This window comes from Arthrobacter sp. StoSoilB13, from assembly GCF_019977255.1.
In the GTDB taxonomy this organism is placed as follows: Bacteria; Actinomycetota; Actinomycetes; order Actinomycetales; family Micrococcaceae; genus Arthrobacter.
Genome location: NZ_AP024648.1, coordinates 28995 through 46269, shown reverse-complemented (window position 1 = coordinate 46269; position 17275 = coordinate 28995). Strand labels below are relative to the sequence as shown.

The following is a 17275-nucleotide window of genomic DNA, read 5'->3' as shown; positions in this document are numbered from 1 at the left end:
CGTGGGCAACCACTTCCTTGTCACTACGGCCATCCCTGAGCCCGGTCTGCAATTGCTCTCCGACGCCGGTCAGGTCACGGTCCTTCCCCAGCCGCCTGATTACGCAACACTTTCAAGCTTGTGCGCTTCGGGAGACTACGACGTTGTCCTCACCCAATTACGCGACGTCATCGACGAGCCACTGCTGGCCGGGGCGCGGGTGAAAGGCGTTTCAAACTACGCCGTGGGCTACAACAACATCGACGTCGAAGCCGCCACCCGGCACGGCATCCTCGTTGGCAATACACCCGGCGTCCTGACCGACGCGACGGCGGATATCACCATGCTGCTCATCCTCGGTACTGCACGCCGCGTGGTGGAAGCCGACAGGGTTGTCCGCGAAGGAAAGTTCCTCGGATGGGAACCGGAGTTCATGCTCGGGCGGGACGTCTCAGGCGCCGTCCTGGGCCTGGCTGGTTTCGGCAGGATCGCCCGCGCCGTAGCTCGGCGGGCCCTGGGTTTCGGCATGGAAGTGCTCTTCGCCCCACGGCCACCCGGCGACCGTCCGGTCTCCGACCGGGAACTCGGTGAGTTCGCAGGAAAGGTCCGGCAAGTGCCTTGGCTCGAGCTGGTGAAGCGCAGCGACTTCCTCTCACTGCATGTTCCGCTGAACGAACAGACCCGACACCTGGTAAACGCCGACGTGCTGGCGCGGATGAAGCCCGATGCCATCCTCATCAACACTGCCCGAGGTCCCGTGGTGGACGAAGCCTCTCTCGTGGAGGCCCTCCGCGCCGGTGTCATCGCCGGGGCTGGTTTGGACGTGTTCGAGGACGAGCCCCGCCTCTCGCCCGGACTCGCCGACCTGCCAAACACGGTTCTCCTGCCACACGTCGGCAGCGCAACCGTCCCTGTCCGCGCCGAAATGGCCAGGCTCAGCGCCCTCAACGCGATCGCTATCGCCGAGGGCAACCTGCCACTGCACGCCGTCAACCCTCTCGCCAGAGCATGAGCATTCTGGTTGCCCCGGACAGTTTCAAGGGCACGTTTACGGCAGCTGAGGTTGCGTCTGCTATCGCAGCAGGAATTCACGACGGCGGCGGCTCGGCTACTCAGCTACCTGTCGCCGACGGCGGTGAGGGGACTTTCGAAGCACTCTGCCGCAGCCTTCGCGCCTCGCCGGTGAGTGTCGACGTCGTCAATTCTTGGGGCGAGCCGCTCCGGGCGATTCTGGGGATGGCACCCGACGGGACCGCCGTCGTCGAGGTGGCGCAGGCGAGCGGGATATCTGCCGCGCGGAACAGCCCCCAGGACAGTATGTCCGCCAGCACCTATGGGACGGGGCTCCTGATTGCTGCTGCCGTGGACCTTGGAGCGTCGAGTGTTCTGGTGGCGGCGGGCGGCTCCGCGACCACAGATGGAGGCCTCGGAGCCGTTCGAGCCATCAAGGAAAATGGGGGCCTTGGCCGCGCCAGGATCACTGTGCTTTCCGACGTGACCACCTCGTTCCTGGATGCGCCAAGGATCTTCGGACCGCAGAAAGGCGCCGATCCCGCCACGGTTCAGCTGTTGGAAGAACGATTGCGGCAGCTCGCCACGTCCCTTCCTCGAGACCCTTCAAACGTGCCGCGCACCGGCGCGGCCGGAGGGCTATCCGGCGGCCTCTGGGCGCACTTCGGCGCAGAACTCGTATCCGGAGCGGAGGCGGTGCTTGACGCCTCCGGTTTTGACAGGCTCCTTGAATCGGCTGAGGCCGTGGTGGTTGGTGAAGGCCGGCTGGATTCGCAAACCGGAGAGGGAAAGATCATCTCCGCCATCCTCAAACGCGTTCGGAAGAGTCCGCGGGAGATCCCGGTGGTGGCCGTAGTGGGGTGCGTCGCAGACGACTTGGGCAGATATGCGGAGAACTTTGCTTCGGTGTTGGTAGCGACTGATGCCGAGGCGATGCGGGCTGCCGGGCTGGCCGTCGCAAGGCTCTAGCTTGGCTTCCCCGCTCCGCCGGCTGCCATCAACTCCAGCCGTTTTAGTGTCTCGCGGTTGCGGACGGTGATGATGGGATCCCGGAGCACCTTCGGCACCACCTTTCCCGGGCCCCGGGTGGCGTCCTCAGCCATGGAAACGCGGCACTGGTTGCCACCCAGATCCTTCAAGGTAATGCGCACTTTTGCCTCACCTACGGGCCAGCCACGGGCTAAAAGTTCCAGGCTCCGTCCAGGTTCCACGGCGGTGATGCTGGTGCTGTCGTTGAGAAGGAGCGGCCAGGCTCCCACGGAGTGATGCAGCTTTGAACCGACCTGTGGCCAATGATCATCCACCGCACGAATCCTTGAGGCGCCAACTACCCACCCGGAGTAGAGCCAGCCATCGGCGATGACATTCCAGACGTCGGCGGCAGTTGTGTTGAACAGCTGGGTAACGGTGGACATGGATTTCCCTTCTGTGTGCCTTCGGCATCTGTGGTGAGACTAAGCTAAGCATGCTTACAAATTGACTGCCATAGCCCGCCTACACTGTTGGCATGGTCATCAGGGAGTGGCGTTACTGGGCGGCATGCGTAGCTCTGGTGTCCATGCTGCCTCTGGCGTCATGTGACGGTGTCCGCCGCCAGGAACCGCCGACCACCTCCAAGGATCAGCCCATCATCGTGGAGGTCAATCAGTCCCGCGACCAATACGGCAAGCAAGCCATCCTCATACAGCTCACCAATACCACAGACAATCCCCTTACCGTGAGTGGTGCGCGGCTGAGCTCCCCGTTGTTTGAGAAAGACATTATCTGGGAGCCAACAACGGGCGTTCTGGAGCTACCACCCCGGCAGCCCAAGAGCCTTCCCGCCAATTTGCCTGCTCCGCATTGCAGGCAGTTATCTTCTGAACCCGTCAAGGCCGTCGTTCAATATTCGGAACCAACTCAGGGACCCACGGAAACCTCGGTTGAGGCGCGGGATCCGTTCAACGTCCTGCCCCGGAACAGCGACGAGCTGTGTTTGGGAGCCGATGCTGCCTCCGTAGCCGCCATCGTCTTGGACCCCGCCCTTGAGGTGGCCCCGGATGGCCGCACCGCCGTCGTGCGTCTTGTCATCACCCCTGTGAGCACCCCCGGTCAGTCGCCCCAAAAGCTCATGATCAAGTCCATCGACGGAACCACCCTGCTGGCCGAATCGCCTGCGGATCCCTGGCCCCGCGACATCACGATAGCCTCTGACGCGGCCATGCGGGAGTTACCCGTGACGATCCGTCCGGCGCGATGCGACCCGCATGCAGTGGCCGAGGATAAGGTGGGAACGCTGTTGCCGCTGAGGATTTCGGTGGGCGCACGGGAAGGCGTGCTGAAGGTTGCAGCACCGAATGAGTTACGTGGGCGTATCTACGACTTCGTGACGGCGGCCTGCGGTGGAAAGTGAGGGTTCGCTTGATGTCGATTGCCGGAAGGACAGACGTCACCCCGAAGCTGGCTGCGCTCCGGGGTGAGCCGTTCAATCCCGCCTTATCTATTTGTCAGTACTCGAAGTGACGGTCCCCTCTGAGAAGACGAACTCACCTATGACCGTGACGCCGTCGAGGTCGTAGACCGGGATACTCACCGGACCCTTCGGTCGGTTTGCCTGCCAATGCAATGCTTCTTCTGGCGACTTGAATAGCGACGGATCGCCACTTGCTACTTTTCGTTCGCTGTTCTTGACGTACCCAATTCGATCGTTGGTTGCATAGGGCCCCGAATCAGGTCCGGTTCAACGGAAACCCCCTCGACCTCAGTTGGAAGCCCATACGTTTGGCCAGCGGCATTTTTCTCGAAGGGGGCGTCACTCAACACGACGGCGGGCGATTGGGGCGATACTTCGGGTGTGACTGTGGGCTGGGATGTAGCGCTGGCAACTCCGATTCCGGCACCGCCGAGAAGAATTGCTCCTAAAAGGACAGTTGTGGTTCGGGTTTTCAACAGACGTTTCATTTGCCGCTCCGAAATCATGGGTTCTGGACTTTCCCTGGAATAGTCGAGTACTGGTTATAGGAGCTTGACCACGTGTTCCAAGCCATGGTTTCACCGTGGCTGTAGAAGTACCGCATTCCTCCACCAAAGTTGTAGTAAGCCGTGTACCCCCGCCACTCGCCAGGACAGAGGGTGACCTCGGTGTAGTACCAAGGACCTTCAGACCTCAAAGCAGCGCCAGTGCCGCTCGCCGAACTCTCAAAGAGCTTCGCTTTAGCAGCGATCGAACCTGCTGAGACACAATGCGTGTCCGGTCCGCTTCTCGTTTCTCCCCAAGCCTGAGTACTTTGCACGATGACGTTGGCCTGATTCCAATATTGAATTCCGCTAACCGTGTAGACACCTCGATCTCCGGGCGCATTACCCGCGTGCGCAGCAGTGGGCGACAGTGCCAGGGCTGTCGCTAGGCTTCCTGCCAGTAATGTTTTTTGTAAGAGACGCATAAAATCCTCCGATGACTCGAATTCAAAACTCGCCTTACTACCTAAATTCCCTATATACGTTTTCGCACAATAGAATACTGCCGTCACTGCCTCACTCCGCCCGCGTCACCAGGCCAACACTGACGTGCCGACACCTACTAGGTGTGCGCGCACACGGAAACGTGACGCAGTTCTCATTACCCAGGATCGAGGAGAATTTTTTTTGCGGCATCATCGAGCCGGAGTTTCCCTCAAGAACCGGCAGACATAGGCCGCGCTGGAAGTGCGGCCTATGCGCTCGAATGGCATGTCGGGCCAGCTTGACCGTTAGTGCCGCAGCGTTGAGATTTGATCGATGGCAACACGTAGAATTTCATGCGCATTGAACGGCGATTCTTGCCTAAGAACCGGACGAGCAGAACACGTTCCAGAGACTCACTATGGACGAGTAGACCGCACGATCCATGTAGCCGATCTCGCAGCCCAACGAGGCTGGCGTTAGCCGACTGTAGCCAGAGCGGCCGGAGCGCATTCCACCCTGACTTTCACATTGGCTTCCACTGTCTTCACTTCACCATCCATCTGGTACGGCAAGGGTTTGAGCGTAGTGAATTCATAGCTGCTCACGCTCGGCTGATCGCCCAGGCCCTTGGGTGGTTGCGCGGAGGGCTGTCAGCAGCACACGCCATTTGGGCATGTGTGGAAAGACGATGACTTCGAATTTTCCGTCAGAGGGGTGGTCTTCGGCCTCACTGAGCGTGGCGTACTTGGCCATTTCGGGGATGTTGGCGAAAACCAGGCTGTCGAATTTCCTGCGTTTGCCATCGGATGTTCGGATGGCGAATGGCTCGAATTTTGAAAACGTCTTAATGACGGAGACCATTTCAGTCAGGGCTCCCTTGCTGCCCTTTTCGAGCTCGGTGGCCACAACAGGTGTGAGACCAAATCCGATATAGGAATGCGCATATTCCAAAGGCTGGCCTTCTTTTTGGCCTGTGTGAATGCTCAAGAGGTCAATCTTCCGGACGTGGCCCTCAGCAATAGCTTCTTCCAGTGGCTTGGTTCCCGTGATCCGTCGGTGATCGTTGGCGTTGCCCGCAGCCATGACCGCACACACGGCTTGCGGGTTCCCGGCCTGTATTACTCCGTTGACAACCTCGTTATAGCCACCGTCACCACTCACGGAGACAACCAGGACGTCGCCTCCCTTTGCCGCCGCCGTCCTGGCCAGCTCAACGGCATGTCCAGCGTGTTCAGTAGGCTGCAGGGTAATCTCTGGCGCGTAGGAGAGCATGTCCTTCAGCTTGACCTGTAATTGCTCAGCCAGTTCGGGTGCATCACCTGTGCTGTTGGGATTGAAAATAATGGCGATCGATTCAAAATTCCGTGCAGAATGCATAATGTGCTCCTTGCGTGTACGCCCGTTTGGTTACTACCCGTTAGCTCTTAATAGCCCTTACGACTCCCCCGGGAACCGCCCGCCGATGAGTCTGGTCATGTGTTCCGCTGTTGCGAGCAAAGGTTCCACCCACGCCTGGCACGTCTCCAGCGGCATCCGCAGCGTCGGGCCGCTGATGGTGACTGCTCCCACCAGGGCAGCAGCTGAATCGAACACAGGCGCCGATAGCCCGGAGGCACCGTCTTCCCGCTCCCCCACGGTAATAGCAAAGCCATCCGCCCGCGTCTTCTTGACTGCTGTCTCCAATTCCTCGGAACTGGTGATGGTGTAGTCCGTGATCGGCTCCAACGGGTCCTGAAGGACAGCCTCCATCAGTTCAGGAGACCAAGCAAGCAGGACCCTTCCCGCCGAACCCGCATGAAGCGGGATGATCTTGCCAAGGTGCATCTCGCGCCGGAGCGCGTGACGGGTATCTGCCATGGCGACGCAAACGCGGTAGTGCTGTTCTGCTTTGAAGAAGCACGCAGTCTCACCGGTAGTATCGCGCAACGTCTTGAGCAGCGGGCTTAGAATGTCAACCACTTCCATGCCACGGGTGGCCGGAGCTGCCCAATACGCCATCCGCATGCCAATGCGGTACGCGTCGCCTTCCCGGTCCAGGAATCCTTGGGACGTCAGGTTGGTGACGAGACGCTGCACCGTGGAGGTCGGCATCCCCGTGTGCTCACGAATGTCGCTCAGCTGCAGCACCGGCTTCGACAGGGAGAAGGCGTCCAGGATGGACGTGATCTTGCCAAGGACAAGCAAAGGGTTGCCGTTGGCCTTCGCGGAAGCATCGGATGCTGACATAAGTCTCACGCTAAACGCTCGCCCGGGGGGACGCCAATCCATCCCCCAAGTAGGTAGCAGGTGATGCCGTTTTGAGCGTTCATAAGGGCATCAGCTGCTACCTACTTGGGGGGCTAGAGCAGCACGGTGCCCTGGATGCACGTAGCCGATGCCCCTCCGATCCAGATGTCACCGTCCTCAGCCTTCACATGGATGCGCCCCGCCCTGCCCAAGGCAGTGCCCTGCGCCGCCACGTATTCATCAGGTGCCCGCCCCGTGCCGATCAGCCACTGCGCTGCACCGGCGTTGAAACTTCCGGTCACGGGATCTTCCACCATGGCGTCGCCCGGAATGAACGTGCGCACTTCAAAGTCGACGTCGGACCCAGGCTCGTGTGGGCCGATCACCCCGACCTTGAGGTCACCCATCGCCACGAGATCCGGTTCGATCGCCAGGACCTGTTCTGCAGACTCAAGCAGGACACCAACCCACTCCGGGCCATTTACCAGCCATGATGCGTCCAGCAAGGCGTCCTCCGAAAGCCTCAGACCGGCTGCCAGCTGGGAACGAACGGCAGCGTCCACTGCTTCGAAGCGGGTCAGTGGTGGTGCAGCGAAAGCCAGCCTTCCGGCGTCGTGCTTCACTCGAACCAAACCTGCGCCGCATTCCTGCACCAGCACGCCATCCGTCTTGGGCTCTCCACCGGCCTGCAGCCAGGTGTGGGCGGAACCGAGGGTTGGGTGCCCGGCGAACGGGAACTCCTCGCTGCCAGTAAAGATGCGCACACGGTAATCGGCACGCGGATCCGTGGGAGGAAGAAGGAAGGTGGTCTCGGAAAGGTTGGTCCAGTTGGCGAAGTGCTGCATTGTCTCGCTGCTCAGTCCCTCTGCATCAACCACAACTGCGAGGGGATTACCGCGATACGGCTGGGCGGAGAAGACGTCGACCTGGTGGAAGGGGCGGATACGCAAGGATTCTGAAGTCACCGCTGCAGGCTATCACTGGGTGGCCGGCCAACCGCGTGTCTGCGAAACTACGAGCATGGCAGAGAACAAGACCCAGCCCACGGGCATGTCCGTGGATGAATTCCTGTCCGCGGTGGAACACCCCGGCCGGCGCGCCGACGGGTTGGAGCTGCGGCGGATGATGCAGGAGATCACTGGAAAGGAAGGCGTCATGTGGGGGCCGACGATCGTCGGATTCGGCAGCTACCACTACAAATACGAGAGTGGACGCGAAGGTGACTCCGCCGCCGTCGGATTCTCACCGCGCAAGGCAAACCTGGCACTTTATGGCCTCACGTACGGTCCCGACGCCGATCGACTGCTTCCTGAGTTGGGCAAACACAAGACCGGGGCTGCATGTTTGTACATCAACCGGCTGGACGACGTGGACCGTGAGGTCCTCGCAGAAATGATCAGGACGGGCTACCAACACGTCATGTCGGAGCTCCACACGCCGACCTCGTAAGCAAAAGGACCCCCACCACCGGAAACCGGTGACGGGGGTCCTTCTTAGCAGTCAGAGACTACTTCCCTGCTACGACCTCGAGGTCGATAACAGCGGAAACATCCTCGTGCAGGCGAACGTTGGCCTGGTACGAACCGACAGACTTGATGTGGTTCGGCAGTTCAACGTTGCGCTTGTCGATGGCGCCAAGGCCAGCGGCCTCAACAGCAGCAGCGACATCAGCAGGCTTGACGGTGCCGAAGAGACGACCGGACTCGCCGGCCTTCACCTCGAGCTTGACCTTCTTGGAGGACAGAGCCTGAGCCTGTGCCTGTGCAGCTTCAACAGAAGCGTGGGCACGAGCAGCGCGGGCAGCCTTGATGGACTCAACCTGCTTCTCGCCACCCTTGGTCCAGGTCAGAGCGAAGCCGCGGGGCAGCAGGAAGTTACGTGCGTAACCGTCCTTGACCTCGACAACGTCGCCAGCAGCACCGAGACCGGTTACTTCGTGGGTCAGAATGAGCTTTGCCATGTTAGTTAATCCCTTCCCTTAGCCGCGGCCAGCGCCGGAGTAAGGCAGCAGAGCAACTTCGCGGGCGTTCTTGATTGCCTGGGCGATCTTGCGCTGTTCCTGAACGGTAACGCCAGTAACGCGACGAGCGCGGATCTTTCCGCGGTCGGAGATGAACTTGCGCAGCAGTGCTACGTCCTTGTAGTCGATGACAGTGATGTCAGCGGCCTTCAAGGGGTTGGACTTTGGTTTGGGCTTACGGAGTTCAGCCTTAGCCATCGTGGAGCTCCTTTTCTATGGAGCCCGTGGATATTGATCCACGGGATGGTGGTGTTCGACGGCGGTAGTCGCCCGGGTGCCTTGCGGCAATCCCGGCGGGTTCCGGCGTCGGACTTTTTCTTGGTGTTTAGAAGGGAGGTTCGGAATCCGGGGCCGTTGCCCCAGCCGCCTGCATTGCTGACACCGGGCGTAGCCCAGGGGTCATCCTGCTGTGCGGGCTGGTTGCCGCCCCAGTTTCCACCGGAGTTGCCGCCCTGGCTTGCACCAGCTGCAGCGCCTCCTCCAAAGCCACCGGCGTTACCGCCACCGAAGCCACCCTGGCCACCGTTTCCGGCGCCGAACTGGCCACCGGAGCGCTGGGTACGGTTGACTTTGGCGTTTGCGTAACGCAGGCTCGGGCCGATTTCATCGACCTCAAGCTCGATAACGGTGCGCTTCTCGCCTTCCTTGGTTTCGTAGGAACGGCTCTTCAAACGGCCGGAAACAATGACGCGCATGCCCTTGGTGAGGGACTCGGCCACGTTCTCGGCAGCTTCGCGCCAGACGGAAGCGCGGAGGAACAGGGTTTCCCCGTCCTTCCACTCATTCGACTGACGGTCAAAGGTCCGGGGAGTAGAAGCGATGGTGAAGTTCGCTACTGCTGAGCCAGACGGGGTGAACCGCAGCTCCGGGTCATTGGTGAGATTACCGATGACCGTAATAGTCGTTTCGCCTGCCATCTACTGCCTCCTTGTTCGTTCCTGCGGTGTAAAGATCTGGAAGGGGCTGATTACTCAGCAACGACCTTCTGGTCTTCGGGGCGGATGATCTTGGTGCGCATGATCGTCTCGTTAAGAGACAGCTGGCGGTCAAGTTCCTTGGCGGTAGCCGGCTCAGCGGTGAAGTTCACCACTGCGTAGATACCTTCGGACTTCTTCTTGATGTCGTATGCCAGACGGCGACGGCCCCAGATGTCAACCTTTTCGATGGTTCCACCATCGGTGGTGATGACATTGAGGAACTTCTGAAGCGACGGCTCTACGGTACGCTCTTCGACCTCGGGGTCGATGATTACCATCAATTCGTAAGGACGCATATGTGAACCCACCTCCTTTGGGCTAAGCGGTTACGGTATTTCCGTAACAGGAGGTTCATTTGCGATGCTGTGGCTCGCTCCCCCGCCGAAGACTCGGAAGGAGGGCGCAACACAGACTTCAATATCTTAGTGCATCTCCTGCACTCAAAGCTATTCGGTGGAATCCACGACCGGAACCGGGCAAACGGCGTATGTGGATAACTGACTCCAGCGACCGTGAATACTGGGAGCATGACCGTCCTGAAGTCCACCATCCTCTTCATTCTGGCCGCCGTCGCAGAAATAGGTGGCGCCTGGCTCATCTGGCAGTCGGTCCGTGAGGGAAAGGCCTGGTGGTGGGCTGGTCTCGGGGTGGTGGCGTTGGGCATCTACGGCTTTGTCGCGGCGTTCCAACCCGACGCCCACTTCGGCCGCGTCCTCGCCGCGTACGGAGGGGTCTTTATTGCTGGTTCCCTCGCATGGGGAATGCTCGTCGATGGTTTCCGGCCGGACCGCTGGGACGTGGTTGGCGCAGTGCTCTGCATTGTGGGCGTCGGGATCATCATGTTCGCGCCGCGGCCCGGCTCTTGACCGGAGCCTCCAATCAAGCCGGGAAACGACAAAACCCCTGGAAGATCAGCGATCTTCCAGGGGTTTCCTGTGCGCGGAGGGGGACTTGAACCCCCACCCCCTTTCGAGGACTAGCACCTCAAGCTAGCGCGTCTGCCATTCCGCCACCCGCGCAGGGTGATTCGGAGAAACAGTGTTTCACTTTTCTCCGTAACAGCGACAAAGACACTAACACGAGGATGCCCATTTCGTGGATTCCTGCATCCCAATACGCCGGATTGAACGGGGAACCCGGGCTAGGGTGGGGGCATGGATGCACTGAGAGTGAGGCGCAGCCGGGTGCGTTTCGTTGTCATGGTGGCTGCCGGTGCCGCGGCCTTCGTGGTCACGGGCCTCGCAGGCAGCTGGGTGGACGCCCCGGCGGTCGGCTGGGCCACGGCAGCGCTGATCTACGTTGCCTGGGTGTGGCTGGTGATAGCGCGGATGGACCCCTCTGAAACCCAGCAACACGCAACCTCCGAGGACCCTTCCCGCGGGGTTACCGATGTACTGATCCTCATCGCAAACCTGGCCAGCATCGCCGCCGCTGCCGCGGTGATCGTCAACTCGCACACTGAAGGTACGGACACCCGCTTTTATTCGGCTGCGCTCTCCCTTGCGTGCGTAGCCCTGTCCTGGATGCTTGTCCAAACCCTCTTCACTCTGCGTTATGCCGAGCTGTACTACAGCCCTGAAGCCGATGCCGGTGGTGAAGTGGGCGGCATCAGCTTCAACCAGGACCGCCCGCCGCAGTACACCGACTTCGCGTACCTCGCCACCAGCCTTGGCATGACGTACCAGGTCTCAGACACCAATCTGGGCAACCACCGGATCCGGCTCGAGGCCCTGAAGCACAGCCTTCTGTCCTACCTGTTTGGCACGGTCATCCTGGCCGTCACCATCAACCTGGTCATCGGCTTGGCCCAGTAGCCCACAGAAGTTCCCGCCGCCCGAAATGCCCGGTTCCCGGCCGCGCCCAGGCGTAGGCTACTTGCCATGAAGCCCCGGCTGATTTGGGTTGCGGCGATCATTTTGGTGGCCGCGATCGGCGTAGTTGTGTGGTTCGCGGTGGACAAGTCGCGCGTGTGCCCTGCCATGGGAAACGACACTCCGATCGAGCTGAAGATAGGCTCGACGCCGAGCCGCGTCCAAGCATGTTTCGGAGACGGCTGCACACCGCGGCCCCGTCCAACAGCAGACGGATGGCCGCTGGCTCGTCCCTCAGGAGCCTCCGTATCTACCTGCCGGGCAAACAGCCTCCCGGCCTGCCGTGGTGGCCAAGGTCCGCGTTGTGGTCAAGGAGACAGGCAAACGCCAGCGGGACGCAGTCTTCGACATCCCTGCCATACCGGGTGTTCCGGATACCACCGGCGCACAATGCCCCGGACCCATCCAGTACCTCCCCGTTGAAGTGCCTTAAACACGAACGGGGCAGCCGCCGTCGAACGCTGACGGCGGCTGCCCCGGACGAAAAGGACGCTTACGACGCCGGTCCGGAACCTAGCGTGACGTGCTCGGCTTCCCCGTCACCCACCGGGGTGGAAGGGGTGCCGCCCTTGCGGTATCGGTACACGCCAATGGCGACGACGACCGCGGCAAGGGCCAGCGAGAGGAAGAGCGATTCCCGCGTGGATTCAAGTATCACCATGCCGATGATGAGCGCGACGATGCTTCCAATCGCGATCCACGTGAGGTACGGGAAGAACCACATCTTGAGGTCCAGATCCTTGGCGGCGGCGCCCATGCGTCGGCGGAGGATGAGCTGTGAACTGGCGATGACCAGCCACACGAACAAGGCGATGGCGCCGGAGGTGTTGACGAGGAACAGGAACACGGTGTCCGGAGCGACGTAGTTCAGGCCGACAGTGATGAACCCGACCACGGTGGAGGCAAGTACTGCTGCCGCAGGCACGCCGCGCTTGGAAATCTTCGTCCAGGACTTGGGGGCGTCGCCACGCTGCGAGAGCGAGAAGAGCATCCGGCTTGCCGTGTACAGGCCCGAGTTCAGGCAGGAGAGCACCGACGTGAGGACCACGATGTCCATAATGGTCCCGGCACCCGGGATTCCGTAGAGCTCGATCACGGCAACATACGGGCTCTTGGCGACCGAAGCGCTGTTCCACGGCAGGAGTGTGACCACTATGGCAATGGAGCCGATGTAGAAAATCAAGATGCGCCATACGGTGGACTTCACAGCCTTCTTGACTGCGTCTACGGGGTTTTCGGATTCACCCGCGGCGATCGTCGCAATCTCGGCACCAAAGAACGAGAAGACCACCACGAGGATGCCGGCAAGGACCGCACCCGGACCGTTGGGCATAAAGCCTCCCTGGTCCAGGAGGTTGGCGACGCCCGGCGCGGAAACGCCAGGGATCAAGCCAAGGATGGCGGCAATGCCTGCGAGCAGGAAGATGACGATTGCGGCCACCTTGATGGACGCGAACCAGAATTCGAACTCGCCGTACGACTTCACGGAGCCAAGGTTCGTCAATGTCAGGAGCACCATGAGCACCAGTGCCCAAACCCACTGGTCGACGCCCGGCACCCAGCGATGCATGATGGCAGCGCCGGCGGTGGCCTCGATGCCGAGCACGATGATCCAGAACCAGGCGTAGAGCCAGCCAATGCTGAACCCGGCCCAGCGGCCCAGGGCCTTATCCGCGTATGTGGAGAAGGAGCCGGTTTCCGGGTTGGCGGCAGCCATTTCGCCGAGCATTCGCATGACGAGGATAACCACCAGGCCAGCAGCCAAGTAGGCGACGAGGATACCCGGGCCAGCCTGTTGGATAGCGGCGCCGGAACCCACAAACAGCCCAGCACCAATTACGCCGGCGATGGCGATCATGGAGAGGTGTCGTGGCTTCAGGGACTGTGAAAGTTGTTGGTCAGCGTGCATGGGTCGGCGCCGTCCTTAGTGTCTTTGGAGAGGGGCCCGAGTTGATGTGCAGCGGGCCACATGGCTTTCCCACAGTAGCCATCCGCGCAGGGCAAAATCCTGTGCGGATGTACATTTTGGCGATCCCAAAAAAGGAAATATGCACAAAAAGTATGACTATAAGCATCTAAAGTTTCATATAGGAAACTTTAGAAACTCCCTTGAAATGACTCTTTGAGGCTTTGTTAGCCGCGCCCGGGAAATCAGACCTCAGTGCGGAAGAACCGCTCCGCCACGGAGGACAGCCGGAACGGGTCCTCCACACCACACAATTCCCGAGCCGAGTGCATGGACAGCAGGGGGATGCCGACATCCACTGTCCTTATCCCCAGCCGCGTCGCAGTCAGGGGACCAATGGTGGAGCCACAAGGAAGGTCGTTGTTGGATACATATTCCTGGTACGGCACATTTGCTTCCCCGCACAACCGCGCCCAAAGCGCAGCCCCCGTGGCATCGGTGGCATAACGCTGGTTTGCGTTGATCTTCAACAGCGGCCCACCGTTGAGTAGCGGACGGTTGACGGGATCGTGCCTCTCGGCGTAGTTCGGGTGGACGGCGTGGCCGGCGTCCGCGGAAACACAGAACGACGCCGCCATGGACTGCCGCCGTTGGCTCACCGAGGCGCCAAGACCGTCAGAGATTCGGGTCAAAATGTCCTCAAGGATGGGCCCGCAGGCACCGGAGCGCGAGTTGGAACCGATCTCTTCATGGTCAAACGCCGCGAGGACAGCGATGGGGCCGTCTTTCGGCCCGGCTTTCGCGTGTTCGATCAATGCCACCAGGCCAGCGTGTGTGGAGGAAAGGTTGTCCAAACGGCCGGAGGCGAAGAACTCACCGTTGGCGCCGAAAACCGCAGGTGCCTGCGTGTCCGCCACGACGACGTCGTAACCTCCGATGTCTGCTGGATCAACAGTGGCGCCCTCGACGCGCCCTGCAAGCAGGCCCAAAAGATCTTCGTTGGCCGGATCACCGAGCCCGAAGACCGGATTCATGTGCTGCTGCTTGGACAGAAGCAGGCCGTTGTCATTAACCGTACGGTCCAAGTGGATGGCGAGTTGCGGGAAGCGCAGGAGCGGGCCGGTTGCGGTCAGGTGCTGCGTGCCGTCGCGTAACACCAGGCGGCCGGCCAGTTGCAGCTCACGGTCCAGCCAGGAGTTAAGGAGCGGCCCCCCGTACACCTCGACGCCGGCCTGCAGCCAACCGAACTTCCCGGTGGTGGGCTTCGGCTTCAGCTTGAAGGAGGGGGAGTCCGTGTGGGCACCCAGGATATTGAAGCCCGTGGTGGGACCGGCACTTTCGGGAGTGACCCACGCGATCAGGGCGCCGTCGCGGATGACATAGAACTTACCCGCGCCACCTTCCCAGGACTGCAGTTCATCCAGCGCGGTGAAGCCGGCGCCATTAAGCCGCCTGCCGGCCTCGTGCACTGCATGGAAGCTGGACGGCGAAGCCGAAACATACGCGCCGAGGTCCTGGATGTGGTCAGCTGCTGCGGGGGCATTCGAAGGCATGCCCCCGAGTCTAGCTGCGCTTGTTGACCGCTTCGCATCAAACCGTGACGTTCAGCGCGGCTGTGTAGCCTCCCTGGACCGAACCCGACATGGTGGCCAGCTGATATATGCCTCCATCGTCACCAAAGACGTTGTCCCCTGCCAGGGTGCTTCTTGCGAAGTTTCGGGCACTCGACTCGTATCCCGGCGAGCCGTACACGTCCTTGCATGCGGCCTCAGCCAGAGCGATCTGGGAAACCGCCAATACCTGCCCCGCCGCGGAAGTGTTGCTCATGGATTCAAATACCTCAAAGTGAATATGAGGCCACCGCCCGCTGTAGGCGCCGGGATAGATGGTGGTGAAAGTGACTTGGCCGTTGCTGTCGGCCTCCTGGACGCCGCGCAAATAGTTCTCGTTCTTCGGCCCTGAATCGTAAAGGGAATACTTGCCGTTCCGGTCGCAGTGCCAGGCATAGACCGCCGCACCTGCCAGCGGTGAGCAACCGTTGGCGTTGTCCAGCAGGGTGAGGGTGAAAGTCAGCGGGACGCCTTCGGCCCTTGGTGGTAGAGCTGCCGAAGCTTGAAGTGATGTCCTTTCGAACTACTCCCGATGTCTCGAGCACATTCGGCCCGTTGGAACCGTCGCCGGGATAGGGACCGAGGGTTTCCTCCGGGATCTCGACTCCGCATTCGGCGAATGCGCGCGTCACGGTACTGGTAGCGGAAGGTGATACGGCCGCCGTCGTGCTTTGTGTTGCGGTAGCGGCAGCGCTGGAAGGCGACGACGGCGATGCGCCGCCACCTCCGGAACCGGGCGTACAGGCAGCCAGGGCTGCTGCCGTCCCGGCGCCGAACAGGATGCCGAGCGTTCGCCGACGGCTCAGTAGCGTGGAGAGATCGAATTCGAGGCCGCGATCGTGGTCTGGATGGGGCTGCGGGAACGTCATGCGTCCATCAAACCCACGGGCGCTGTGACTTGTACATGCCAAACCAGTGGTGGAGCTGTGAAAGCGGCGACTACCAGCCACCAAAGGCCATATGTGCAATATAAACATCTTCATATGCTTGTAATGCTCGTCACCTTGTGCCACGATTGCTCCCAGTAAGCACACCCACGGAAGGCATTGCCCCCCATGAATATTGAATTGAAAGCCGTGCGAAAGCTGCGCATCCACTGGCCCATCCCGCTGGACACGATGACGCAACTGGCCAGTGGCGATCTGGGCGCCCTGGAGTCCGACGCTGGCATCGCTTCCCTGCTGCAAGTGCTCACCGCAACGCCGGAGCTGGGAGGCTTCGGCAATTACCACCACGTCTTCGAGTCCTCGGCGGGGTTCGAGGGCTTTACCGTCGCGGAAGGCGCCAATCCCACGCTGGGAAGCGTTGGGCAGAGGACCATCTCGCCGACTTTTGTCTTCACCACATACTTCGACGACTCGCTCCCGGACCAGGCCGTTCATGAACTCGTCCAGCGGATCGTGGATATCCACCCGTGGGAAGTTCCCGTCATTGAAGTCTCCGGGCCGCTGAGTGTCTCCAGCAGTGCCCACGCTCCTGCCATTGAAAGCCGGGTGGCCTGATGGGTTCCCAGTTATGGCAGCAGCTCGCACCCCTGCTCGAAGGCAGGACGTACACCGATCTGACGCATGCGTTCCATCCTGGTCAGCCGCGCTTCGCTGCCTTCCCGGATGAGTCCCGCGAAGCCCTCTTTGACATGGAAAAGGGGGACGGCTTTACTGCCCACCGGTACTCGATCGTCGGCCAATGGGGAACCCATGTGGATCCGCCGTCGCACTTTGTGCGGGGCGGCCGAACACTGGACCAGATACCCGTGGAACAAATGCTCTTGCCCTTGGTTGTCCTGGATATCAGTGACCGTATTCGCCTCGATGAAGATGCCACTCCAACACTCGCCGACGTCCAGTCCTGGGAGGAGCGGAACGGGAAGATTCCGGCAGGTTCATTTGTGGCACTCCGGACTGGTTGGAGCCATCGCTGGCCTGATGCCCAAGCAATGGCAAACAAGGACCAAGCCGGCATCAGCCACACTCCCGGCTGGTCACAGGAGGTTCTGGAATTCCTGATCGAGACCCGTGCCGTGGCTGCCGTGGGCCACGAACAAACGGACACTGATCCGGGCGTCGCCACCTCCCAGCAGGACTTCAGCCTGGAAACTTATGTCCTGGCCCGTGACAAGTGGCAGATTGAACTTCTTGCCAATCTGGACAACGTGCCCGAGGCCGGCGGCGTCCTGGTGGCAACATGGGCCAAGCCCTTGGAAGGCAGTGGATTTCCTGCCAGGGTTTTCGCCATCCACTAGGACCTGCCCA

Annotated in this window: 17 protein-coding genes, 1 tRNA gene and 3 pseudogenes; 9 read left to right on the top strand and 12 right to left on the bottom strand. The window is 60.9% G+C overall.

Going from position 1 to position 17275, the window contains the following annotated elements; all coding sequences use genetic code 11:
• Position 1 precedes the first annotated feature (1 nt).
• Complete coding sequence (locus tag LDP01_RS12425; protein WP_224092549.1) at positions 2 to 991, top strand: 2-hydroxyacid dehydrogenase; 990 nt, start codon at positions 2 to 4, stop codon at positions 989 to 991.
• Positions 988 to 1959 (top strand): glycerate kinase family protein, encoded by a 972-nt coding sequence (locus tag LDP01_RS12420; RefSeq protein ID WP_224092547.1) that lies wholly within the window; start codon positions 988 to 990, stop codon positions 1957 to 1959. Before LDP01_RS12425 ends, LDP01_RS12420 begins: the two co-directional genes overlap by 4 nt.
• On the opposite strand, the gene LDP01_RS12415 is transcribed toward LDP01_RS12420, so the two are convergent.
• On the bottom strand, positions 1956 to 2405 hold the full coding sequence (locus tag LDP01_RS12415; protein WP_224092539.1) for an SRPBCC family protein: 450 nt from the start codon (positions 2403 to 2405) through the stop codon (positions 1956 to 1958). The two genes, LDP01_RS12420 and LDP01_RS12415, sit on opposite strands and share 4 nt — an antisense overlap.
• A 92-nt stretch (positions 2406 to 2497) precedes the next feature.
• Here LDP01_RS12415 and LDP01_RS12410 point away from each other — a divergent pair, with 92 nt between their 5' ends.
• A complete protein-coding gene (locus LDP01_RS12410; protein WP_224092537.1) occupies positions 2498 to 3382 on the top strand; it encodes a hypothetical protein in 885 nt (294 codons plus the stop codon).
• A 1507-nt stretch (positions 3383 to 4889) separates the two neighbouring features.
• Here LDP01_RS12410 and LDP01_RS12405 read toward each other — a convergent pair.
• From LDP01_RS12405 to LDP01_RS12395, 3 genes and pseudogenes are all read right to left on the bottom strand, one after another.
• Positions 4890 to 5790, bottom strand: a pseudogene (locus tag LDP01_RS12405) (diacylglycerol/lipid kinase family protein).
• 57 nt (positions 5791 to 5847) lie between these two features.
• On the bottom strand, positions 5848 to 6639 hold the full coding sequence (locus tag LDP01_RS12400) for an IclR family transcriptional regulator (RefSeq protein WP_224092536.1): 792 nt from the start codon (positions 6637 to 6639) through the stop codon (positions 5848 to 5850).
• A gap of 113 nt (positions 6640 to 6752) precedes the next feature.
• Entirely contained in the window at positions 6753 to 7604 is an 852-nt protein-coding gene (locus tag LDP01_RS12395) for a PhzF family protein (protein WP_224092534.1), read from the bottom strand.
• A 55-nt stretch (positions 7605 to 7659) separates the two neighbouring features.
• Here LDP01_RS12395 and LDP01_RS12390 point away from each other — a divergent pair, with 55 nt between their 5' ends.
• Complete coding sequence (locus LDP01_RS12390) at positions 7660 to 8088, top strand: DUF1801 domain-containing protein (protein ID WP_224092532.1); 429 nt, start codon at positions 7660 to 7662, stop codon at positions 8086 to 8088.
• Between the two features lie 58 nt (positions 8089 to 8146).
• Here the strand turns inward: LDP01_RS12390 and rplI are convergent, their stop codons facing one another.
• The 4 genes and pseudogenes from rplI to rpsF all read right to left on the bottom strand — a co-directional run bounded on the left by rplI (position 8147) and on the right by rpsF (position 9932).
• Entirely contained in the window at positions 8147 to 8599 is a 453-nt protein-coding gene (rplI, locus tag LDP01_RS12385; RefSeq protein WP_223935139.1) for a 50S ribosomal protein L9, read from the bottom strand.
• 18 nt (positions 8600 to 8617) lie between these two features.
• Positions 8618 to 8857 carry a 30S ribosomal protein S18 gene (rpsR, locus tag LDP01_RS12380; protein ID WP_003800144.1) on the bottom strand — a complete coding sequence of 80 codons (240 nt, stop codon included), beginning with the start codon at positions 8855 to 8857 and terminating at the stop codon, positions 8618 to 8620.
• A 127-nt stretch (positions 8858 to 8984) separates the two neighbouring features.
• A pseudogene (locus LDP01_RS12375) lies at positions 8985 to 9576 on the bottom strand (single-stranded DNA-binding protein).
• 50 nt (positions 9577 to 9626) lie between these two features.
• Positions 9627 to 9932 (bottom strand): 30S ribosomal protein S6, encoded by a 306-nt coding sequence (gene rpsF / locus LDP01_RS12370; protein ID WP_021473324.1) that lies wholly within the window; start codon positions 9930 to 9932, stop codon positions 9627 to 9629.
• Positions 9933 to 10163: 231 nt separating this feature from the next.
• Between rpsF and LDP01_RS12365 the strand changes: the two genes are divergently transcribed.
• Positions 10164 to 10502 carry a YnfA family protein gene (locus LDP01_RS12365; protein WP_224092530.1) on the top strand — a complete coding sequence of 113 codons (339 nt, stop codon included), beginning with the start codon at positions 10164 to 10166 and terminating at the stop codon, positions 10500 to 10502.
• Positions 10503 to 10572: 70 nt separating this feature from the next.
• On the opposite strand, the gene LDP01_RS12360 is transcribed toward LDP01_RS12365, so the two are convergent.
• A tRNA-Leu gene (locus tag LDP01_RS12360) sits at positions 10573 to 10655 on the bottom strand.
• A gap of 135 nt (positions 10656 to 10790) precedes the next feature.
• Here LDP01_RS12360 and LDP01_RS12355 point away from each other — a divergent pair.
• Positions 10791 to 11450 (top strand): DUF1345 domain-containing protein, encoded by a 660-nt coding sequence (locus LDP01_RS12355; protein ID WP_224092528.1) that lies wholly within the window; start codon positions 10791 to 10793, stop codon positions 11448 to 11450.
• A 340-nt stretch (positions 11451 to 11790) separates the two neighbouring features.
• Positions 11791 to 11940 (top strand): hypothetical protein, encoded by a 150-nt coding sequence (locus tag LDP01_RS12350; protein ID WP_224092526.1) that lies wholly within the window; start codon positions 11791 to 11793, stop codon positions 11938 to 11940.
• 60 nt (positions 11941 to 12000) lie between these two features.
• On the opposite strand, the gene LDP01_RS12345 is transcribed toward LDP01_RS12350, so the two are convergent.
• The 3 genes and pseudogenes from LDP01_RS12345 to LDP01_RS12335 all read right to left on the bottom strand — a co-directional run bounded on the left by LDP01_RS12345 (position 12001) and on the right by LDP01_RS12335 (position 15892).
• Positions 12001 to 13416: an amino acid permease gene (locus LDP01_RS12345; RefSeq protein ID WP_224092520.1), complete on the bottom strand. Its 1416-nt coding sequence runs from the start codon at positions 13414 to 13416 to the stop codon at positions 12001 to 12003.
• Positions 13417 to 13658: 242 nt separating this feature from the next.
• Positions 13659 to 14966, bottom strand: coding sequence for a M18 family aminopeptidase (locus LDP01_RS12340; protein ID WP_224092518.1), 1308 nt, complete (start codon positions 14964 to 14966; stop codon positions 13659 to 13661).
• A 37-nt stretch (positions 14967 to 15003) separates the two neighbouring features.
• Positions 15004 to 15892: pseudogene (locus LDP01_RS12335) on the bottom strand (intradiol ring-cleavage dioxygenase).
• A 186-nt stretch (positions 15893 to 16078) separates the two neighbouring features.
• Between LDP01_RS12335 and LDP01_RS12330 the strand changes: the two are divergent.
• Complete coding sequence (locus tag LDP01_RS12330) at positions 16079 to 16525, top strand: hypothetical protein (RefSeq protein ID WP_224092516.1); 447 nt, start codon at positions 16079 to 16081, stop codon at positions 16523 to 16525.
• Positions 16525 to 17265, top strand: a complete 741-nt coding sequence (locus LDP01_RS12325) for a cyclase family protein (protein WP_224092514.1) — start codon at positions 16525 to 16527, stop codon at positions 17263 to 17265. The genes LDP01_RS12330 and LDP01_RS12325 overlap by 1 nt, the downstream gene beginning before the upstream one ends.
• The last annotated feature ends 10 nt before the right edge of the window (positions 17266 to 17275 follow it).